This window comes from Jatrophihabitans telluris (assembly GCF_023516435.1).
Lineage (GTDB): Bacteria > Actinomycetota > Actinomycetes > Mycobacteriales > Jatrophihabitantaceae > Jatrophihabitans_A > Jatrophihabitans_A telluris.
On the sequence record NZ_CP097332.1, the window covers coordinates 220,190 to 236,962 of the forward strand.

Genomic DNA, 16,773 nt, shown 5'->3' on the forward strand with positions numbered 1-16,773 from the left:
AAGTTCTACCCGTGCGCCGATGGCAGTAAACCCTTTATCCCGACCTGATTTGCGCACTAAACGCCGCCAAAACCGGCGATCTCCTTGGTACGACCGCGCGCGAAGTACTCGAACAACTCCTCGCTCGCAGGGTCAGTCCCGCCCGAGCTGCGCCCGTACGTCGGTGGGTCGGTTGGTGATGATTGCGTCCACGCCCAGGCCGGCCACCAGGCTCACGTCGGCGGGCTCGTCGACCGTCCAGCAGAACACCCGGTTCCCCTGGGCATGGGCGCGCTCGACGTAGCCGGGATCACCGTGGAGCAACCGCACCCCGGGCCCGGCGATCCGCACCCCGCTGGGCAGCGAACCGTCGCGCCGGATCGGGGAGGACCGATCCAGCAGCAGCACCGTTTTCAGCCCGGGGTCCAGCAACCGGATCCGGCGCAGCGCGAGTGGGGCGAAACTCATCACGCGTACCCGTGCACGTCCCGGACGACCACCGTTCTGCCAGCCGAAGCGGTGCAGCATGCGCACGAGTTCCTTCTCCACCATGCCGCCGTAGCGAGTGGGGTGCTTGGTCTCGATGAGCAGGCGGAGGGGTCGGCCGGCATCCACGACCACACTCAGCAGCAGCTCCAGGGTCAGCACCCGGTTGCCGTCGACATCCAGCCGATCCGGGGCCACGCCCTCCAGGTAGTCCGATGCGGCGTGCTGCTCGGGGACCGCGCCGGCTCCGGCCAGGTCGGGGGCGGTCAGACGCGGAAGGCCTCGTCGGGCACGCTCGTCCTGAACGTCCTTCCACGAGGCGAAGTCCAGCTCGCGCAGACCGGCCAGGTCGAGTTCGCTGACGACCCCGGATCCGTTGGAGGTCCGGTTGACGGTCCGATCGTGGACGCACACCAGATGACCGTCGCGGGTCAGGCGGACGTCGCACTCCAGGCCGTCGGCGCCCTGCTCGATGGCGTCCAGGTACGCCGGCAGGGTGTGCTCGGCGACGGTGCTGGAGGCTCCGCGGTGCGCGATGATCAGGGGCTTGGCATTGGGCGGCAGGGGATCGCGCTTGCGGTGTCTGGTCAGGACGGAGGGCTTGGGCGCGTTCTTCGGCGACGCTGGGGACACCGGTTACCGAACCACCGGGGGCCGCCCGGCGCACGGGCTCTCGTCACGCGTGATGGCCGGAACTGCTTCAGTCACGGCATCAGTGTGCCGTGCGCGCCTGAGTGACGCGCGGCGCCCTGCCGTCGGTTCGGGGGAGCTATTTCACCAGCCGCGACAGGCGGCGGTCGGCCAGGCTCTTGCCGCCGGTCTGGCAGGTCGGGCAGTACTGCAGGGACTTGTCGGCGAAGGACACCTCGCGAACCGTGTCACCGCACACGGGGCACGGCAGACCGGTGCGGGCGTGCACCGCCAGGCCACTGCGCTTCTCCGATTTCAGGGTGGCGGCCTTCTGGCCCACAGACCGTTCGACGGCCGTGGTCAAGACCGACCGCATCGCGTCGTAAAGGCTGCTGGTCTGGTCCTCGCTCAGCCGCGCGGCGATGGCGAACGGCGATAACTTGGCCGCGTGCAGGATCTCGTCGGAGTAGGCGTTGCCGATGCCGGCCAGGATCGACTGGCTGGTGAGTACGCCCTTGATCTGTGCGCGTTCGCCCTTGAGCAGGACGGCGAAGTCCTCCAGGGAGACGGCCAGCGCGTCCGGGCCCAGCCGGGCGATTCCCGGCACTTCCAGGGGGTCGCGAACCAGGTAGACGGCCAGCCGTTTCTGAGTGCCCGCCTCCGTGAGGTCGAAGCCACCGGCCGGGCCGTCGCCGAGATCGGCCGGCGCGAGGTGCAGGCGCAGCGCGATCGGACCGCGGCCGGGCTTCGGGGGGATCGGTGGCAGCGACTCGCGCCAGTGCAGCCACCCGGCCCGGGACAGATGGGTTACCAGATGCAGGCCGTCGATCTCCAGATCGAGAAACTTGCCGTAGCGACCGGCACCGGTGACGGTCAGGCCGTTGATCGCGTTGAGCGGCGGATCGAAGGTCTTGACGGCGCTGAACGCGGCGACATCGGCACGGACGACGACGCGACCTGCCGCGTTGTCTCGCAGGAAGGCGGCCAGCGCCTCGACCTCGGGCAACTCGGGCATGAATCCAGCGTAACGGCCGGTGCTGACAACGTCCTGGGCTGTTACGGCTAACTCAGAACAAACGCCAGCTAGTATCGCCTCCATGTCGGGGTACCGGGCGGAGAGTGAACTCGACCCCGCCGCGGCCGCCCAGACCGCCTCAACCGCTGAGCCCGTACCCGCTGAGCCCGTACCCGCTGAGCCGGCACCCGCTGAGCGCGCATCCGCCAAGGACGCGCCGCACACGCCGGACGTCGCCCACTCGCCTGCAAGCTCCCCCGGACGCCGGGTCGTAGGTCCGCGTAAGAGGTCGCGCCGGCGGTGGTTGCGACGGACCGTGGCGGCGCTGTTCGTCCTGTTACTGGCCTGGCTGACCGGCTGCTACGTGCTGCTGGTCCGGCCGCACCTGGACACTCCGCACCGGGTGGACGCGATCCTGGTGCTCGGTCCGCCGGACATCAACGACCGGTACGGCCGGGCGCTCGAACTGCTCGAACAGGGCTACTCCCACAACCTGGTGGTGTCCGCCGTGACCGAGAAGCAGCCGCAGATGCAGCGGGCCTGTCGCAACGGTATCCCCGACCGCCGGATCATCTGCTTCTATCCGTGGCCCCCCACGACGCGCGGCGAAGCCCAGAAGATCACCGAGCTGGCTGCTCAATACCACTGGAAGAGCATCATGGTCGTGACGTCGACCTTCCACATCTCCCGCGCCCGGGTGATCGTCCGGCGCTGCTTCCCCGGTCAGGTGTCGATGGTCGACACCCGTCGCCACATCCCGCTGAGCCAGTGGGCGTACGAGTTCAGCTATCAGACGGGGGCCTGGATCAAGGCCGGGCTGAACCGCGACTGCTGATCAGCGCCGCCGAGTGTCGAGTCGCCGAGAACGCGCGACGGAGAACTTGGGGTCGCGGCTGACGATCGAGGTGGGCCCGACCGCATCGGTGAGGATCGCGCGGTATTCCAGGTGCGAATTGAAGACGGTCCAGAGCTCACCACCCGGAGCCAGCACCCGGCCGGCCGCGCGGAACATCTTCACGGCCGGTCCGATGTGCACCGCGCCCTCGATGTGAAACGGCGGGTTGCAGACGATGAGATCCGCGCTCGCGTCCGCCACGCTCGACAGGGCGTCATCGCGTAGCAGCGTGACCCGCGCGGGGTCCGAGCCGCCCGGGCCGCCCGGGCCGCCCGGCCCGGCCGGCCCGGCCAGCCCGTTCGCGGCCAGCGTCGCGGCAGTGGATTCGATCGCCGCGGCCGAACTGTCCGTCGCCAGGACCTTCAGCTCCGGGCGGGCCCGAAGCAGCAGCGCGGCCAGGATTCCGGTGCCGCAGCCGAGGTCGATCGCCGATTGCGCGCCGGGTCGCGCGCCGTCGAGAACCTCGGCCAAGCGCCGAGTGCCCAGATCGAGCCGGGTCCCTGCGAACGCGGCGCCGTGCGCCCGAATTTCCAGGTCGAGCTCGTCCAGGTGGGCGGCCAGCGGGAAACCTGGTTCACCGACCGGCAGCGGCCCGCGTGCGGTCAGCACCCGCGACTTCTGCCGGGCCAGGCCCGCGGTGAGGTCGGCGAAGTAACGTCCGAGGACGTCGTTCATGCCCAGGCTCAGGTGCTTGACGCGGCCCCCCAACAGGACGACGACGTCCGGGTCGGCCGAGCGCGCGATCACCTCGGCCAGTTCCGCCACCGCCGTCAGGCTCTTGGGCAGCTGGACGAGGACGAGCCCGGCGCCGGCCACGAGTTCGTCGGACAAGGCGAGGGAGCGGGTGCGCCCGGCCAGACCGAACCGAACGGCGTTGGCCTGCAGGGCGCGCTCGGAGACGATCGAATCCTGGTGCACGCGGACGTCGTTCAACCCGAAGCGATCGGCGGCCCCGAGCGACAGCGCGCCGTAGTGGTCGCCGATCACGACGAGGCCGCGGCCCAGGTGGTCGGGATAGTCGGCGGCGATGTCGAGCAGCAGACGGTCGGTGGCATCGACGGCCTGGAGGTTGGCCGCCTCGACGTCGGGGAAGCGCCGGAGCGCGGCAAGATCCAGCACGGCGGTCACGCCTCGTCGGCTGACCGGAGCGTCCGGGGGATAGTCACACGGCAACCCTACGGCCCGGCGACCCGGGCGTACTCTGCTCCTATGACGGAGTGGGGCATAGACACGCTGTTCAACCCGGGCAAGCGGCACATGGACGAGGAAAAGCGCCGCCTGCAGTCGACCCGTGAGGAGGTCGGCGACTCCTCCGGCGGCAAACGCATCGACCTCGACTCCGGCAAGCTCGTGATCGCCCGTAAGACGCCGACGGCCCCGCCCGCCGAATCCCTGGGGAAGGATCCGGCCGACGAGGCTGTCGATGCGACGGAGGACGGGCCCTCCGACTGACCACCGGCCACCCGACGGGGACCGGGTGTCAGTGGTTCTGCTTTACCTGACGGCTCGAGCTGCGGCTCGGGCCGTCAGCGCGTTTTCACGGCTCTGCATGGGCTCCAGCGGTAGGCGCCGCTGGTGTTTCGGGCTGCGACTTTGAGGTAGTAGGTGTGGTGGTGGGTGAGGCGGGTGAAGAGGGCGGTGCGGCTGGTGGGGGTGGTGTCGATGGCGCGGGTGGCGCCGCCGGTGCAGGTGGGGTTGGTGTAGAGGCGGGCGTGGTAGGTGGTGACGGTGCCGATGCCGGGGTGGGCGGTGGACCAGGACAGGCGGGCGGCGGCGGTGGCGGGGGTGACGCTGGTGGCCATGGTGGAGGGCAGGGCGCCGGCGGTGAAGGTGGTGATGGTGCGGGTGTTGACGGTGAGGCGGTAGGTGTGGCCGGCGGTGAAGGGGGTGGCGGCGTAGTAGAAGGCGGAGTGGGTGATGCCGTTGGCGCCGGCGAGGAATTGGCGGGCGAGGGAGCCGGTGGGGTAGGAGTTCTGGTTCAGGGTGCAGGTGGGCAGGTTCTGGGCGGTGCTGAGGTCGCGCAGGGTGCCGGTGGTGGGGGTGGGGGTGTGCAGGGGCCATTGGATGATGACGGGGGCGGAGACGAGGCTTTTGCTGGCCCAGGAGTGGCAGGTGTTGGTGGCGGTGGCGAAGGGTTCGGGGGATTCGGTACCGATGGCGTAGGACAGCAGCGGGGTGGTGGCGTGGTTGGCGGGGAAGGCGATGATGCTGCCGTGGTAGCTGCCGGCGCGGCCGCGGTAGACGTCGACGGCGGCGGTGAAGGGCCAGGCCAGTGAGCCCGCGCCGTGGGGGGTGGGGGTGTAGTAGGCGCTGTAGCCGGTGCTGGTCAGGCGGGGGTCGAGCAGGGTCAGGGCGTGGAAGGCGGCGCCGAACCAGTTGGAGACCGCGGCGCGGTCGCTGACCGGGGCGCTGACGCGGGTGACGTCGCTGTTGTTGGCCGCGGCTTTACCGCCCGGGGTGGCGTAGGGGTTGGCGCCGCAGCCGGCGGCGCGGTTGGTCAGTTCGTCGTGGACGTTGGTTTCACAGCCCAGGGAGTGGTTGGCCAGGTAGCGGACGTGGACCGCTTCCTGGGCCTCGAAGCCGGGGTTACGGCTGACACTGCCCAACCCGGCCAGGTGCCGGAAGTAACTCACCCAGCTGTACCCATTCGAATCCGAGGCCGGAGCACCACTCGTCGACACCGACGTGACACCGATCGCCGCCGCCGAGGCCGGCGAAGCGAGGGTCAGGCTGGACGCGGTGCTTATCGCCAACGTGGCGACTGCCATCAAGACAGTCACTCGGCGACGCCGACGAGAGAACGATGACGGTGACATTGCGTTATCCCTGCGTTAGAAAGTGTTACAGGGAGTAGCAACTCATAAACTCCGTGTGAGGCGCAACTGACAGAGAGTGACCGTTACCGTGTCGTTATGATCGATGTCGCGCTTGAGGGCATTCGCCCAGGTTTCACACGGATGTAACTCGGTAGGTCGTAACGGAGCGTGCCGGTGACGTGTCGACTGCTACGCCTCGTCGAGGACGCGAGCGGCCAGTTCATCGGACCTAGCGCCGTCCAGCGCCGCACTGGCTCCGAATACCGAACGTAGTGGCCCGCCGAGGCGACTAGCGAGGAAACCCTCGGCTAGGTCGTTACTCTCCGTCCCAACGGAGGCTCGCACAAGCACGCTGGCCTGAACACACTGGGTGATCAAGGCGGCGAGTCGACGGGCTTGGCGGGCATCGGCCACGGGGTCGCTGCCGAGTCCGGTGAGCACCGTGGCGAGCTCGTCGGTCGCTGCGTCGAGCCGGGGATCGGCGCCGTCGGTGGTGGCCAGCTCGTCCCGCAGCGCGGACACCGACTCGGGATCGCGCCGGACGGCTCGCAGCACGTCGAGTGCCATCACGTTGCCCGAGCCTTCCCAGATCGAATTGAGCGGCGATTCCCGGAAGTAGCGCGGCAGCGGGGACTCCTCCACGTAGCCCGCGCCGCCGAGGCATTCCAAGGCCTCTCCGACCACCGCGGCGCTGCGCTTGGTGACGAAGAACTTGCCGGCCGCCACCGCCAGGCGCAGGAAGGCGTTCTCGCCACGATCCACGGCCGAGGCCAACCGGGTGAACAGCGCCGTCGCCGCGTCCACCTCGATGACGAGATCGGCGATCACCTCCCGCATCAGCGGCTGTTCCGCGAGCCGGTGCCCGAAGGCGGCTCGTCCGGTGACGTGATGCGCCGCCTGGACGAGCGCCGCGCGCTGCAGACCGGCCGCCCCGATGACGCAGTCCAACCGGGTCATGGTGACCATCTCGAGGATGGTGCGCACGCCCCGTCCGGGCTCGCCGATCAGCCACCCGACGGTGTCGTCGAACTCCACCTCGGACGAGGCGTTCGACTTGTCGCCGAGCTTGTCCTTCAGGCGCTGCAGGGCGAACACATTGCGGCTGCCATCGGGTAGCACTCTGGGGACCAGGAAACAGCTCAAGCCCTCGGGCAGTTGGGCCAGCACGAGGAACAGGTCGCACATCGGCGCCGAGCAGAACCACTTGTGACCGGTGATCCGGTAGCTGCCATCGCCGGCCGCCACGGCATGGGTGGTGTTGGCGCGAACGTCGGAACCGCCCTGCTTCTCGGTCATGGCCATACCGGCGAGCAACCCCGCCTTCGAGCTCGGTTCGGCCAGCCCGAATTCGTAGTTCCGGGCGAGCAGGCCGCCCTCGTAGCGTGCGGCCAGCTCCGGCGAGTGCCGCAGTGCCGGCAGTACCGCATACGACATCGAGATCGGGCAGCAGTGGCCCTGTTCGACCTGGCCCCAGACGTAGAACCCAGCGGCGCGGACGAGATGAGCGTTGCCGGTTGACCCCGGCGCCCACGGTGCGGCCTGCAGCCCGTGGGACACGGCCACGCTCATCAGCTCGTGCCACGCCGGGTGGAATTCCACCTCGTCGATCCGGTGCCCGTACCGGTCGTGGGTCCGCAGGACGGGCGGATAGGCGTTGGCCAGACGGGCATCGTCCTGGGCGCGCTCGCTTCCGGCCAGCGCGCCGAGGGCCGTCAGGGACGTCAACTCGGCGGGCGACACCTGTGCGCGAGCCAGAGCCTGGCCCAGGAGGCGATCGCTGGTGAACACGTTCGCCCCCGACCACGGGCGCGGGACGTTGAAGACGTCATGGGTAGCCACGGCCCGACGGTACCGCGGTTTGTTACTCGCCAGTAGGGCCGAACGTACCTGGTGAAATCGTGTCCGGCGCGGCGGTTACTTGTCGGACCTGTCGAGGGTGATCGTCGCGGACGAGGTCGCGGCCCCACGGCTGTAGGTGATCGACACCTTCAGGCCGGGAGCGTACGAGCGCACGGCGGCGATCAGGGAATCGGCCGTGGTCACGGCGTGCGCGTTGATCGCGGTGACCACGTCGCCCACCTTCAGCCCGGCCCGAGCCGCTCCCGAGCCTGCGGTGACCCCGGCGATCTGGACGCCGGCCGCGGAGCTCGTCGACGTGGACCGCACGCTGATCCCGAGCACGGCGTGATAGGCCTTGCCGTTGGCGATCAGTTCGCTGGCGATCCGGCTCGCCTCGTCCGAGGGGATGGCGAAGCCGATGCCGATGTTGCCCGACTGCTGGGTCTGGCCCGGAATCTGCAGGCCGCCGCCGGAGGAGTCCGTAGCGATGGCGGCGTTGATTCCCATGACCGATCCGTTGAGGTCCACGAGCGGGCCCCCGGAGTTGCCCGGGTTGATCGCCGCGTCGGTCTGGATCGCCTGGAACACGGCCTGGTCGTTGTCGCCGGCGCGCACCGGTCGTGCCGTGTTGCTGACGATCCCGCTGGTGACCGTGTCGGACAGGCCCAGCGGCGCCCCGACGGCGACGACGGTCTGGCCCACGCTGAGCGTGCTCGACTTGCCGAAGGCGGCGGCGGTCAGCTTGCTCAACCCGCTGACCTTGATCACCGCCAGATCGTCAGAGGTGTCCCGGCCCACGATGGTGGCCTTTGCCGTGCGCCCGTCCGAGAGGGTCACCCTCAGCGATCCGCCCTGCGCAGCAAGGGAAATCACGTGGTCGTTGGTGAGGATGTAGCCGTCGTCGCGAATGATCACCCCGGAGCCTGTGCCGCCGGAGGTGCCACTGACCTCGTTGATGGTGACCACGCTCGGACGGATGCGGGCCGCCGCGGCACCGATGGTTCCGTTGGTCGGCGCGGCGGGGCCCGCGGTCGAGTTCGTGATCTTCAGGCCGGTGTTCACGGTGTCGGCATGGCGGTCGGCCACCGCGACGGTGACCGCTCCGACGCCGCCGCCCACGAGCGCGGCCACGAGCGCGGTGATGAGTAACGGCAGGCCGACCCCCGAACGGCCACGCCGCTCGTCCACGGGACGCCCACCGGCGGCCACCGCCGCGGTGTCCGCCCCGGCAGCCGGGTAGCCGTAGGGATAGCCGGTGCCGGACGACGGAGCCTGATAAGCCGGCTCGGCGCCGGCGTACCCGCCGTACGGGCTGGCGCCGTACGGACTCGTGCCGTAGGGACTGGTGCCGCCTGCGTACCCGCTGGGGTAACCGGCGGTGCCGCCGTAACTGCCCGCTACCAAGGGCGGCGGCGGGTACTGCGCCGTCACCGCGGGGGGAGGGTCCGTACGGCCGTCTGCCGGCGTGCGCTCGTCCGGAGCTTGGTCCTGGCCACCGTGGGGCTGTGGCTCTTCGGAGAATTCGTTCTCGGCCATGGTCCAACCTTGCTGAGAGAACCTGTGTGCCAACTAGGCGCTGGTCGAGCCAAGGATAGGTACAACCTGGGAGTGCGCTGACTGGGGCGTCCGATCTGACTGGCTTGTTCGTAGGTGCCGGACACGGCAGTATCGCTTGCGTACACGGATGCTTACTGCGGGAGATCTGAATTGAGCGCGCGGGTGGGCTTCAGCACCGTGCTGAAAGTGCGGGAATTCCGCGCGCTCTGGCTCGCGTCGGCGCAGTCGATGGCCGGCGATCAGCTCGCCCGAGTCGCGATCTCGGTGCTCGTCTTCGAGCGCACGTCCAACTCCGCATTGACCGCGCTGACGTATGCGCTGACGTTCTTGCCGGCGCTCATCGGGGGGATCCTGTTCGCGGGTCTGGCCGATCGGCTCCCTCGACGGCGATTGATGATCTGGTGCGATCTGCTGCGGGCGGTCCTGATCGCCCTGATGGCGGTACCGGCCGTGCCGCTGCCGGTGCTCGGACTGTTGCTGATCGCCGTCGTCGTGATCGGTTCTCCCTTCGGGGCGGCTGAGAACGCGCTGGCTCCAATGATCCTTGACGGCGAGGCCTACGAGGTGGGCACCGGGCTGCGAGCGATGACCGATCAGGTGGCGCAGCTGCTCGGCTTCGCCCTGGGTGGCGTGCTGATCGCGCTGTTGAGCGCGCGGGGTGGCCTGCTGGTCGATGCGGCCACTTTCCTGTTGTCGGCGCTGCTGATCCGCCTGGGCGTTCGGGAGCGGCCCCGCGCTCTCGGAAGCCGACGGGCCAGTGCTGCCGACTATCTCGACGGACTGCGCGCCGGCGCCGCGGTGATCTCCCGGACGCGGCTGCTACGGGTCCTGCTCGGCCTGGGCTGGCTGGCTGGTCTGTTCATCGTCCCGGAAGGCGTCGCGGCTCCACTGGCCGCACAGCTGGGCGGCGGTGCACGCTCTACCGGGCTGATTCTGGCGGCAATGCCGGCGGGTACGGCCCTGGGGACGTTGGTTTACAGCCGCCTGCTGGATTCGAAGCGTCGGCGCGAATGGCTCGGCCCGATGTCGGTGCTGGCCGCGGTCCCGCTGATCTGCTGCCAGTTCAGCTCGTCGCTGCTGGTGACCGTGCTGCTGCTGGCCCTCACGGGCGCGTTCACGTCCTACGAGGTGCAGGTTTTCGCCGAGTACGCGCGTGCGGTGCCCGACCGGTGGCGGGGGCAGGCGATCGGCCTGGCGGCGTCGGGGGTTCTGGCCGTGCAGGGTCTTGGCGTCCTGCTCGGCGGCCTCGTGGCTCAGCAGTGGAGCCCGGAGTTCGCTGTATGCGCCGCGGGTCTGGCCCAACTCGTCCTCGCGCTGATGCTGGCGCGGGCGTGGCGGCGCTTGGGTGTAGCCGAAGGAACTTGCGACGAAGGAGTCTTCGTCGAGGCGTTGCCGGGAGAGTGAGGCCGGCGACCGGGAACGATCCGGTCCGGTATTTCGAGCTTGGCTGACTGCACGTCTGGACGGCAGTTCGGGGGCCTAGCGCCAGGTCACGTTGTTCATCGGGTGTCCTCTCAGATGGTGTCGGTCGGGCGTCGGGGTGGTGCGGGGCTGATTAGCGCCAGGTCACGTTGTTCATCGGGTGTCCTCTCGGATCGTGTCGGTCGGGCGTCGGGGTGGTGCGGGGCTGATCAGCGCCAGGTCACGTTGTTCATGGGATTTCCTTTCCAGACGGATGGCGGCGGGATGCGTGTCGGCGTGTCGACCTAGGTCAGCGCCAAGTGACGTTGCTCACTTTCGCTCCTTTCTGAGTGACCGCAGCCGATGCACGAACCGGCGAATTAGGTCTGTGTGAACCACAGGCACGGCGGTCTTGTGAACAATTCACACGGTTCACGCCGTTACCCGCGGCCCGGTGTGTCGTTGAGCGTGTCGACGGCCGAAACTCCGGGCTCCTGATTGGATTGCCGGGGAAATGGGTCGCGAATGCCCATGCCCACGGGGCTGCATGGGTCTGCGCAGGTCGTCATAGCTAGCTACCCTCCGGCCGGTCGTGGTGGAACTTGTCCGGGCATGCAAAATTTGCCTGGTACGTACTACTTGTCCCGGCTTGTACGATTTGGAACGTACAAATCCCGGCCCCCGATGGGGCACGGCACCCGCTCCGCCGTGACTCCTGTGGCGGGTGGTGAAGGCCCTGGGTAAATCTTGACTGAGGCGGTATCTAAGCCGCGTTAAATAGCTCAACTTCTCTGGCGGAAGCTGTAGTCAGTCCGCTACGGTTTGTGTATCCCGAGGAGCGTCCGCATGACACGAACCACACCAACTGGTGCATTGCGCGGGTTTTCGCGCGCCCGCGCCTGGGCTGTGTGGTTCATCCCATCTGGAGTCAAGCGGGTAGTTTTAACCGTCGACATATTTGCCATTTTCCTGGCAATCGCCGCGTTCGCCTCAATTAGCGCCACGTCTCATGAGATGTGGCTTTTTGTCGGCCTCCTGGTCGCGAGCACGGTGTTCGAGGAAATCTCAGCGCACGTCGAAAGCATGCGGTTCCGGCTCAACGTGGCCATGCACGCCGACCTCACCTCCGTCTGGACCTTCTCCGCGGCCGTCGTGCTTCCGCTTCATCTGGTCTTCGTCCTCTTCGTCGTCGTGCGACTGCACATGTGGTTCCGCCACCACAAGCCGTCCGGGGCCACGCCGCACCGGCTGTTCTTCACCGCGGCCACGATCTGGATCGCCGGCGTCGTCGCCCACGAAGCCGTTCGCTCCCTGATGCACGGCTCGTCGTCGATCATCGGCTCCGGCGCGTTGGCCGTCCTCGTGATCGCGGCCGCCATGCTCGTCTACGCCAGCACGAACATCGGCCTGGTGTACCTGGTCATGCTGGTCTCGGCCGGCCGAGAGAAGACCCCCGCCTTCTGGAGCCTGTGGCGGGAGAACGCGATGGAGCTGGCGACCCTGTGCCTCGGCGCCATGGTCGCCCTCTGCCTCGTCTTCCAGCCGTTCTTCATGGTCTTGGTCATCGCTCCCATGGTGTTGCTGCAGCGCAGCGTCCTCACCAAGGAACTGCAGGTGGCGGCCACGACCGACGCGAAGACCGGCCTGCTCAACGCGGTCACCTGGCAGGAACTGGCCGAGCGCGAACTCACCCGTTCACGCCGCGAGGGTTACAACGCGGCGATGCTGATCATCGACATGGACAACTTCAAGTCCATCAACGACAGCCACGGCCATCTCGTGGGAGATGCCGTACTCAAGGCCGTCGCGGCCCTGCTCGGCGACGAGCTTCGGGAGTACGACACCATCGGCCGCTTCGGTGGCGAGGAGTTCGTGGCGCTCCTGCCCCAGGTGTCACCGCTGGACGCCCTCGCGATCTCCGACCGCGTGCTGCAGGCGGTTCGGGACCTTCGTATCCCCCTGCGCGGCGAGGAGATCCCGCTGTCGGGCTTGTCGGCGTCCATCGGACTCGCGGCCTTCCCCCAGCAGGGCGATGCGGTCGAGGACCTGCTGCACGTTGCCGACGCCGCGCTCTACCGAGCCAAGCGTGAGGGTCGCGACCGCGTCGAGTACAGCTACATCGGCGACTGACAGCCCTACGCCGAGGCGTCCCGCTCGGCTGCATGTCGCCACGCGTGCGTGGACGCCCACTCGGTAGCCAACCTGTTTTCGATCGGTGTGCGGCCGTGGGGTTGACAGCCCCGAAGCCGGAGGCAGATAGTGCTCTTACAGATCGTACGATTTTGTAAAAGAGCCGAGGATGGACGGGTGATGACCGAGCCCCGCGCGGTGCAACCCCAGTTCGTCAGTTCGCTCGACGGCACACGGATCGCCGTGTACGAGACGCGAGGGCCGTCGCCGGACTCTCCAGTGGTGGTGTGCATCCACGGCTATCCGGATCACGCGGGGGTCTGGGACGGCGTCGTGGAAGCCCTGGCCGCGCGCTTTCGGGTACTGGCCTACGACGTCCGTGGGGCCGGACGCTCGCAGGCTCCTGGATCTCGCGCCGGCTACGAGCTCGACCGGCTGGCCGAGGACTTCCGTGCGGTGCTGGGACTGCTGCCTGAAGGCCGGGCGGTGCATCTGCTCGGCCACGACTGGGGCGGCATTCAAGCCTGGCACTTCGCGACCGAACCCAGCCTCGCCGGCCGGATCGCCAGCCTGACGACGGTCTCGGGACCGAGTCTGGATCACGCCGGCCACTGGATGCGCGAAGGACTTCGGCACCCGGGACGCCGGATGCGGGCGGTGCTCGCCCAGCAACGTCGCTCGGCCTACATCGGCCTCTTCCTGCTCCCGAAGGTGCCCGAACTGGCCTGGCGCGCCCGCCTGCTCGACCGTGCGGTGCGAACCTCGCGGGCGGACTACCGCCGAGACCTGCGCGAGAAGCTGAACGGCCTCAACCTCTACCGGGCGAACATGCGCATCCGTCGCCGCGACGTCCCGCGCCGAACCGAGGTGCCCGTCCAGGTCCTGGCGCCCGTCGCCGACCGCTTCGTCACGCCCGCCCTGCAATTGGACGCCCCCCTGCCGTTCACCCACCGGTTCTTCCCGCGCCGCATCGCCGGAGGCCATTGGATCCTGACCCAACGGCCGGACGTCATCGCCACCGCCACCGCCCAGCTGATCGACCTCGTCGAATCCGCAGTGGCGGCCCCGTCGCTGCGCCGTTGCGAGGTGAAGCGGTCCGTGCCCCACAGCCGGCCACGACGCACCGGCCCCGGGCGTGGCCAACCCTTCGCGGGTCAACTCGCGCTGGTCACCGGCGGCGGCAGCGGGATCGGCCGGGCGACCGCCCTGGAGTTTGCCCGGCGCGGCGCGGACGTCCTGATCGCCGACATCGACGAAGCGGCCGCCGACCAGGTCGCCGACGAGGTCCGCGCACTCGGGCGCAGTGCCCAGGCCCTCCGGCTGGACGTGGCCGACGAGCAGGGCTGGGCGGAGCTGGCGGCGCTGATCCGGACGGACTTCGGCCACCTGGACGTCCTGGTGAACAACGCCGGCATCGGGATGGCTGGATCGTTTCTGCAGACCGAGGCCGCGGACTGGGAGCGGATCCTGGACGTCAACCTGCACAGCGTGATTCACGGCTGCCGACTGTTCGCCTCCGACTGGGTCACGGCCGGTCACCCGGGGCGGATCGTCAACATCGCCTCGGCCGCCGCGTATTCGCCGTCCCGCACCTATCCGGCCTACGCCACAACCAAGGCGGGCGTGTTGATGCTGACGCAATGCCTACGCGCCGAACTGGCCGTCCACCAGATCGGTGTGACCGCGGTCTGTCCCGGGTTCGTCGACACGAACATCTCGCGCACCACATCACACGTCGGGCTGGACGAGGCCGCCGAACGTGTCAAGCAGGACCGTGCCGTGCGTTCCTACCGCCGCCGTAACTACCCGCCCGCGAAGGCCGCGCGCCGCATCGTGGCGGGGGTCGAGGCGAACAAGCCGGTCGTTTACGTGACTGCCGAGGCGGTCGCCTTCCGGCTGCTCGACCGGCTGCTGCCCGGCCTCCAGCGCACGATCGCGCGTGTCGACCTGACCGAACTCTGACCGCACCGGCCCTGAAGAAACCGAACTCGTCCAGCCGCGTGGAGCCGGGCGCGGCGAAGGGAGTGACCCGTGAACGATCGCACCGCGGCCGTCTTCGAACCCGGGGAAGTAGCCTTGCGTGCCCGCGAGGTGGCCTTCGACTTCAGCGCGCTGCCGCCGCACTGGATTCCAGGTGAGCCGTTCGCGAGCCACCTGATCAACCTGCTGCACCTGCTCCTGCCCGAGGGTGAACGGTGGTTCGTCCGGGTGTTCTCCGAGGCGCTGCCGCTCATCCGGGACGAAGGGCTTCAAGAGCAGGTGATCGGTTTCATCGGGCAGGAATCGATGCACGCCGAGGCCCACCAGGGCGCGCAGGACCACCTTTGCGCCGCTGGTCTCGAGACGGCCGGATTCGTCGGTGAGCTGGAGTGGTTCTTCCGCGACCAGCTCGGCGACCGGGGCTTGACCGGCCCGGCCGCTCAGGCGTGGCTCGTCGAGCGACTGGCCCTGATCGCCGCCATCGAGCACATGACCGCGGTGCTCGGTGACTGGGTGCTCAATGCGGCCGGGCTCGACGATGCCGGCGCCGACCCGGTCATGCTCGACCTGCTTCGCTGGCACGGCGCGGAGGAGGTCGAGCACCGCGCGGTCGCCTACGACCTCTACGCCCACGTGGACGGGCGGTACTGGCGCCGGGTCCGGACGCACCTGCTGATCATGCCGGCCCTGGGCTGGCTCTGGGCTCGGGGCCTCACCGCCTTGCTCGCCTCCGACTCCGAGCTCGTCGAGCCGCAGAACAAGGCCCGTTGGCGGGACTGGTTCCGCGCCGGCCGTCGAGGCCTGGTGCCCTCGCCACTGCCGTTTCTGTGGTCCTATCTGCGCTACCTCGCGCCGTGGTACCACCCGAGCCGGGAGGCATCGACCAGTCAGGCGGTGGCGTACCTGGCGAGCTCGCCCGCCGCCCTGGCCGCAACCCCGTGACGGTCCGCGCGCCGGTCGGCCAGGCGTGGCCGGTCCTGGCTCGGATGGTCGATCGTTACCAGCGCCTGTCCCTGCGGTCCGGCTCGGGTCCCGGTCCGGCCCACCCGGTACAGCGGGAGCTTGCGGTGCTGGTCCAGCACGTCACCGCGGAGGCGGACGGGGTCGTCAGCCTGCGGCTCGTCCCCGCGCCCGGCGGCCCGCTGCCGCAATGGCGGCCCGGGTCGCACCTGGACGTCCGGCTGCCGTCCGGGCGGATCCGCCAGTACTCGCTGTGTGGCGACCCGGCCGATCGGTCGAGCTATCGCATCGCGGTCCGGTTGCTTCCGGTCGCGGGCGGGGAGGGGGCCGGTGGCGGCCCTCGCGCCCCCGGGGGTGGCGGGGGCTCGGCCGAGGTGCACTCCTTGCGGCCAGGGACTGCTCTCACCGTGCGTAGACCGCGCAACGCGTTCCCGTTCATTCGTGCGCAGCGCTATTTCTTCGTCGCGGGCGGAATCGGGATCACGCCGATTCTGCCGATGGTCGGCGCTGCGACGCGGGCCGGCGTCGAGTGGACCCTCTGTTACGCGGGACGCACCGAGGCCAGCTTGCCGTTCCTGGCCGAGTTGCACGAACTCGCCGATCAGGCCGGCCATCGCGGACGGATCGTGCTGAGCACCGACCGGGCCCGATCGGCGAGCACGATCGCCGAGGTGCTGGCGACGGCGCCGCCCGGTGCCCGGGCCTACTGCTGCGGCCCGCCGGGCCTGGTGCACGCGGTGGACCAGGTGCGCCGGCAACTCCCCCAGCGCGCGATCGTCTCGATGCACTACGAGCGTTTCTCCGCGCCGCCGGTCGTGGGTGGCGAACCATTCGAGATGTCCCTGGTACGACAGGGGATCTCGCTGCTGGTCGGGGGTGACGAGACGGCCCTGCAGGCAGTTCGCCGGGTGCTGCCCGACGTCGCGTTCTCCTGCCAGCAGGGCTTTTGCGGGACGTGCCGCGTCCCGCTGCTGGCCGGCGAGGTCGACCATCGCGACCGCGTCCTGACCAGCACCGGGCGCGGCACGGAACTGGCGTTGTGCGTGTCCCGCGGCCGCGGCCCGATCGTCGTCGACCTGTGAGCT

General features: G+C 69.1%; 13 protein-coding genes. 7 read left to right on the forward strand and 6 right to left on the reverse strand.

The window, feature by feature from the left end; translation table 11 throughout:
- Window positions 1–132: 132 nt before the first annotated feature.
- Both M6D93_RS01020 and M6D93_RS01025 read right to left on the reverse strand, forming a co-directional pair.
- Window positions 133–1,056, reverse strand: coding sequence for a glycerophosphodiester phosphodiesterase family protein (locus M6D93_RS01020; RefSeq protein WP_430667253.1), 924 nt, complete (start codon window positions 1,054–1,056; stop codon window positions 133–135).
- A gap of 178 nt (window positions 1,057–1,234) precedes the next feature.
- Window positions 1,235–2,110, reverse strand: coding sequence for an Fpg/Nei family DNA glycosylase (locus M6D93_RS01025; RefSeq protein WP_249772257.1), 876 nt, complete (start codon window positions 2,108–2,110; stop codon window positions 1,235–1,237).
- An 82-nt stretch (window positions 2,111–2,192) separates the two neighbouring features.
- Here M6D93_RS01025 and M6D93_RS01030 point away from each other — a divergent pair, with 82 nt between their 5' ends.
- Window positions 2,193–2,945, forward strand: a complete 753-nt coding sequence (locus M6D93_RS01030) for a YdcF family protein (protein WP_249772259.1) — start codon at window positions 2,193–2,195, stop codon at window positions 2,943–2,945.
- On the opposite strand, the gene M6D93_RS01035 is transcribed toward M6D93_RS01030, so the two are convergent.
- Window positions 2,946–4,133, reverse strand: coding sequence for a class I SAM-dependent methyltransferase (locus tag M6D93_RS01035; protein WP_249772261.1), 1,188 nt, complete (start codon window positions 4,131–4,133; stop codon window positions 2,946–2,948).
- An 81-nt stretch (window positions 4,134–4,214) separates the two neighbouring features.
- Between M6D93_RS01035 and M6D93_RS01040 the strand changes: the two genes are divergently transcribed.
- A complete protein-coding gene (locus M6D93_RS01040) occupies window positions 4,215–4,457 on the forward strand; it encodes a DUF6191 domain-containing protein (protein ID WP_249772263.1) in 243 nt (80 codons plus the stop codon).
- Window positions 4,458–4,531: 74 nt separating this feature from the next.
- Here M6D93_RS01040 and M6D93_RS01045 read toward each other — a convergent pair whose 3' ends face one another.
- From M6D93_RS01045 to M6D93_RS01055, 3 genes are all read right to left on the reverse strand, one after another.
- Window positions 4,532–5,773 (reverse strand): fibronectin type III domain-containing protein, encoded by a 1,242-nt coding sequence (locus M6D93_RS01045; RefSeq protein ID WP_249772265.1) that lies wholly within the window; start codon window positions 5,771–5,773, stop codon window positions 4,532–4,534.
- Window positions 5,774–6,010: 237 nt separating this feature from the next.
- Window positions 6,011–7,660, reverse strand: coding sequence for an acyl-CoA dehydrogenase family protein (locus tag M6D93_RS01050; protein ID WP_249772267.1), 1,650 nt, complete (start codon window positions 7,658–7,660; stop codon window positions 6,011–6,013).
- A gap of 75 nt (window positions 7,661–7,735) precedes the next feature.
- Window positions 7,736–9,196 carry a trypsin-like peptidase domain-containing protein gene (locus M6D93_RS01055; protein ID WP_249772269.1) on the reverse strand — a complete coding sequence of 487 codons (1,461 nt, stop codon included), beginning with the start codon at window positions 9,194–9,196 and terminating at the stop codon, window positions 7,736–7,738.
- 171 nt (window positions 9,197–9,367) lie between these two features.
- Between M6D93_RS01055 and M6D93_RS01060 the strand changes: the two genes are divergently transcribed.
- The 5 genes from M6D93_RS01060 to M6D93_RS01080 all read left to right on the forward strand — a co-directional run bounded on the left by M6D93_RS01060 (window position 9,368) and on the right by M6D93_RS01080 (window position 16,770).
- Window positions 9,368–10,621 (forward strand): MFS transporter, encoded by a 1,254-nt coding sequence (locus M6D93_RS01060; RefSeq protein ID WP_249772271.1) that lies wholly within the window; start codon window positions 9,368–9,370, stop codon window positions 10,619–10,621.
- Window positions 10,622–11,632: 1,011 nt separating this feature from the next.
- Entirely contained in the window at window positions 11,633–12,748 is a 1,116-nt protein-coding gene (locus M6D93_RS01065; RefSeq protein ID WP_249772273.1) for a GGDEF domain-containing protein, read from the forward strand.
- Window positions 12,749–12,928: 180 nt separating this feature from the next.
- On the forward strand, window positions 12,929–14,710 hold the full coding sequence (locus M6D93_RS01070) for an SDR family oxidoreductase (protein WP_249772275.1): 1,782 nt from the start codon (window positions 12,929–12,931) through the stop codon (window positions 14,708–14,710).
- Window positions 14,711–14,779: 69 nt separating this feature from the next.
- On the forward strand, window positions 14,780–15,670 hold the full coding sequence (locus tag M6D93_RS01075; RefSeq protein WP_249772277.1) for a metal-dependent hydrolase: 891 nt from the start codon (window positions 14,780–14,782) through the stop codon (window positions 15,668–15,670).
- A complete protein-coding gene (locus M6D93_RS01080; protein ID WP_249772279.1) occupies window positions 15,667–16,770 on the forward strand; it encodes a PDR/VanB family oxidoreductase in 1,104 nt (367 codons plus the stop codon). The genes M6D93_RS01075 and M6D93_RS01080 overlap by 4 nt, the downstream gene beginning before the upstream one ends.
- The last annotated feature ends 3 nt before the right edge of the window (window positions 16,771–16,773 follow it).

What these genes read in the sequence shown, in the direction of transcription:
- M6D93_RS01055 (WP_249772269.1), bottom strand. Translation starts at nt 9,196, where the DNA reads ATGGCCGAGAACGAATTCTCCGAAGAGCCACAGCCCCACGGTGGCCAG.
- M6D93_RS01025 (WP_249772257.1), bottom strand. Translation starts at nt 2,110, where the DNA reads ATGCCCGAGTTGCCCGAGGTCGAGGCGCTGGCCGCCTTCCTGCGAGAC.
- M6D93_RS01030 (WP_249772259.1), top strand. Translation starts at nt 2,193, where the DNA reads ATGTCGGGGTACCGGGCGGAGAGTGAACTCGACCCCGCCGCGGCCGCC.
- M6D93_RS01070 (WP_249772275.1), top strand. Translation starts at nt 12,929, where the DNA reads ATGACCGAGCCCCGCGCGGTGCAACCCCAGTTCGTCAGTTCGCTCGAC.
- M6D93_RS01040 (WP_249772263.1), top strand. Translation starts at nt 4,215, where the DNA reads ATGACGGAGTGGGGCATAGACACGCTGTTCAACCCGGGCAAGCGGCAC.
- M6D93_RS01065 (WP_249772273.1), top strand. Translation starts at nt 11,633, where the DNA reads ATGTGGCTTTTTGTCGGCCTCCTGGTCGCGAGCACGGTGTTCGAGGAA.
- M6D93_RS01045 (WP_249772265.1), bottom strand. Translation starts at nt 5,773, where the DNA reads ATGGCAGTCGCCACGTTGGCGATAAGCACCGCGTCCAGCCTGACCCTC.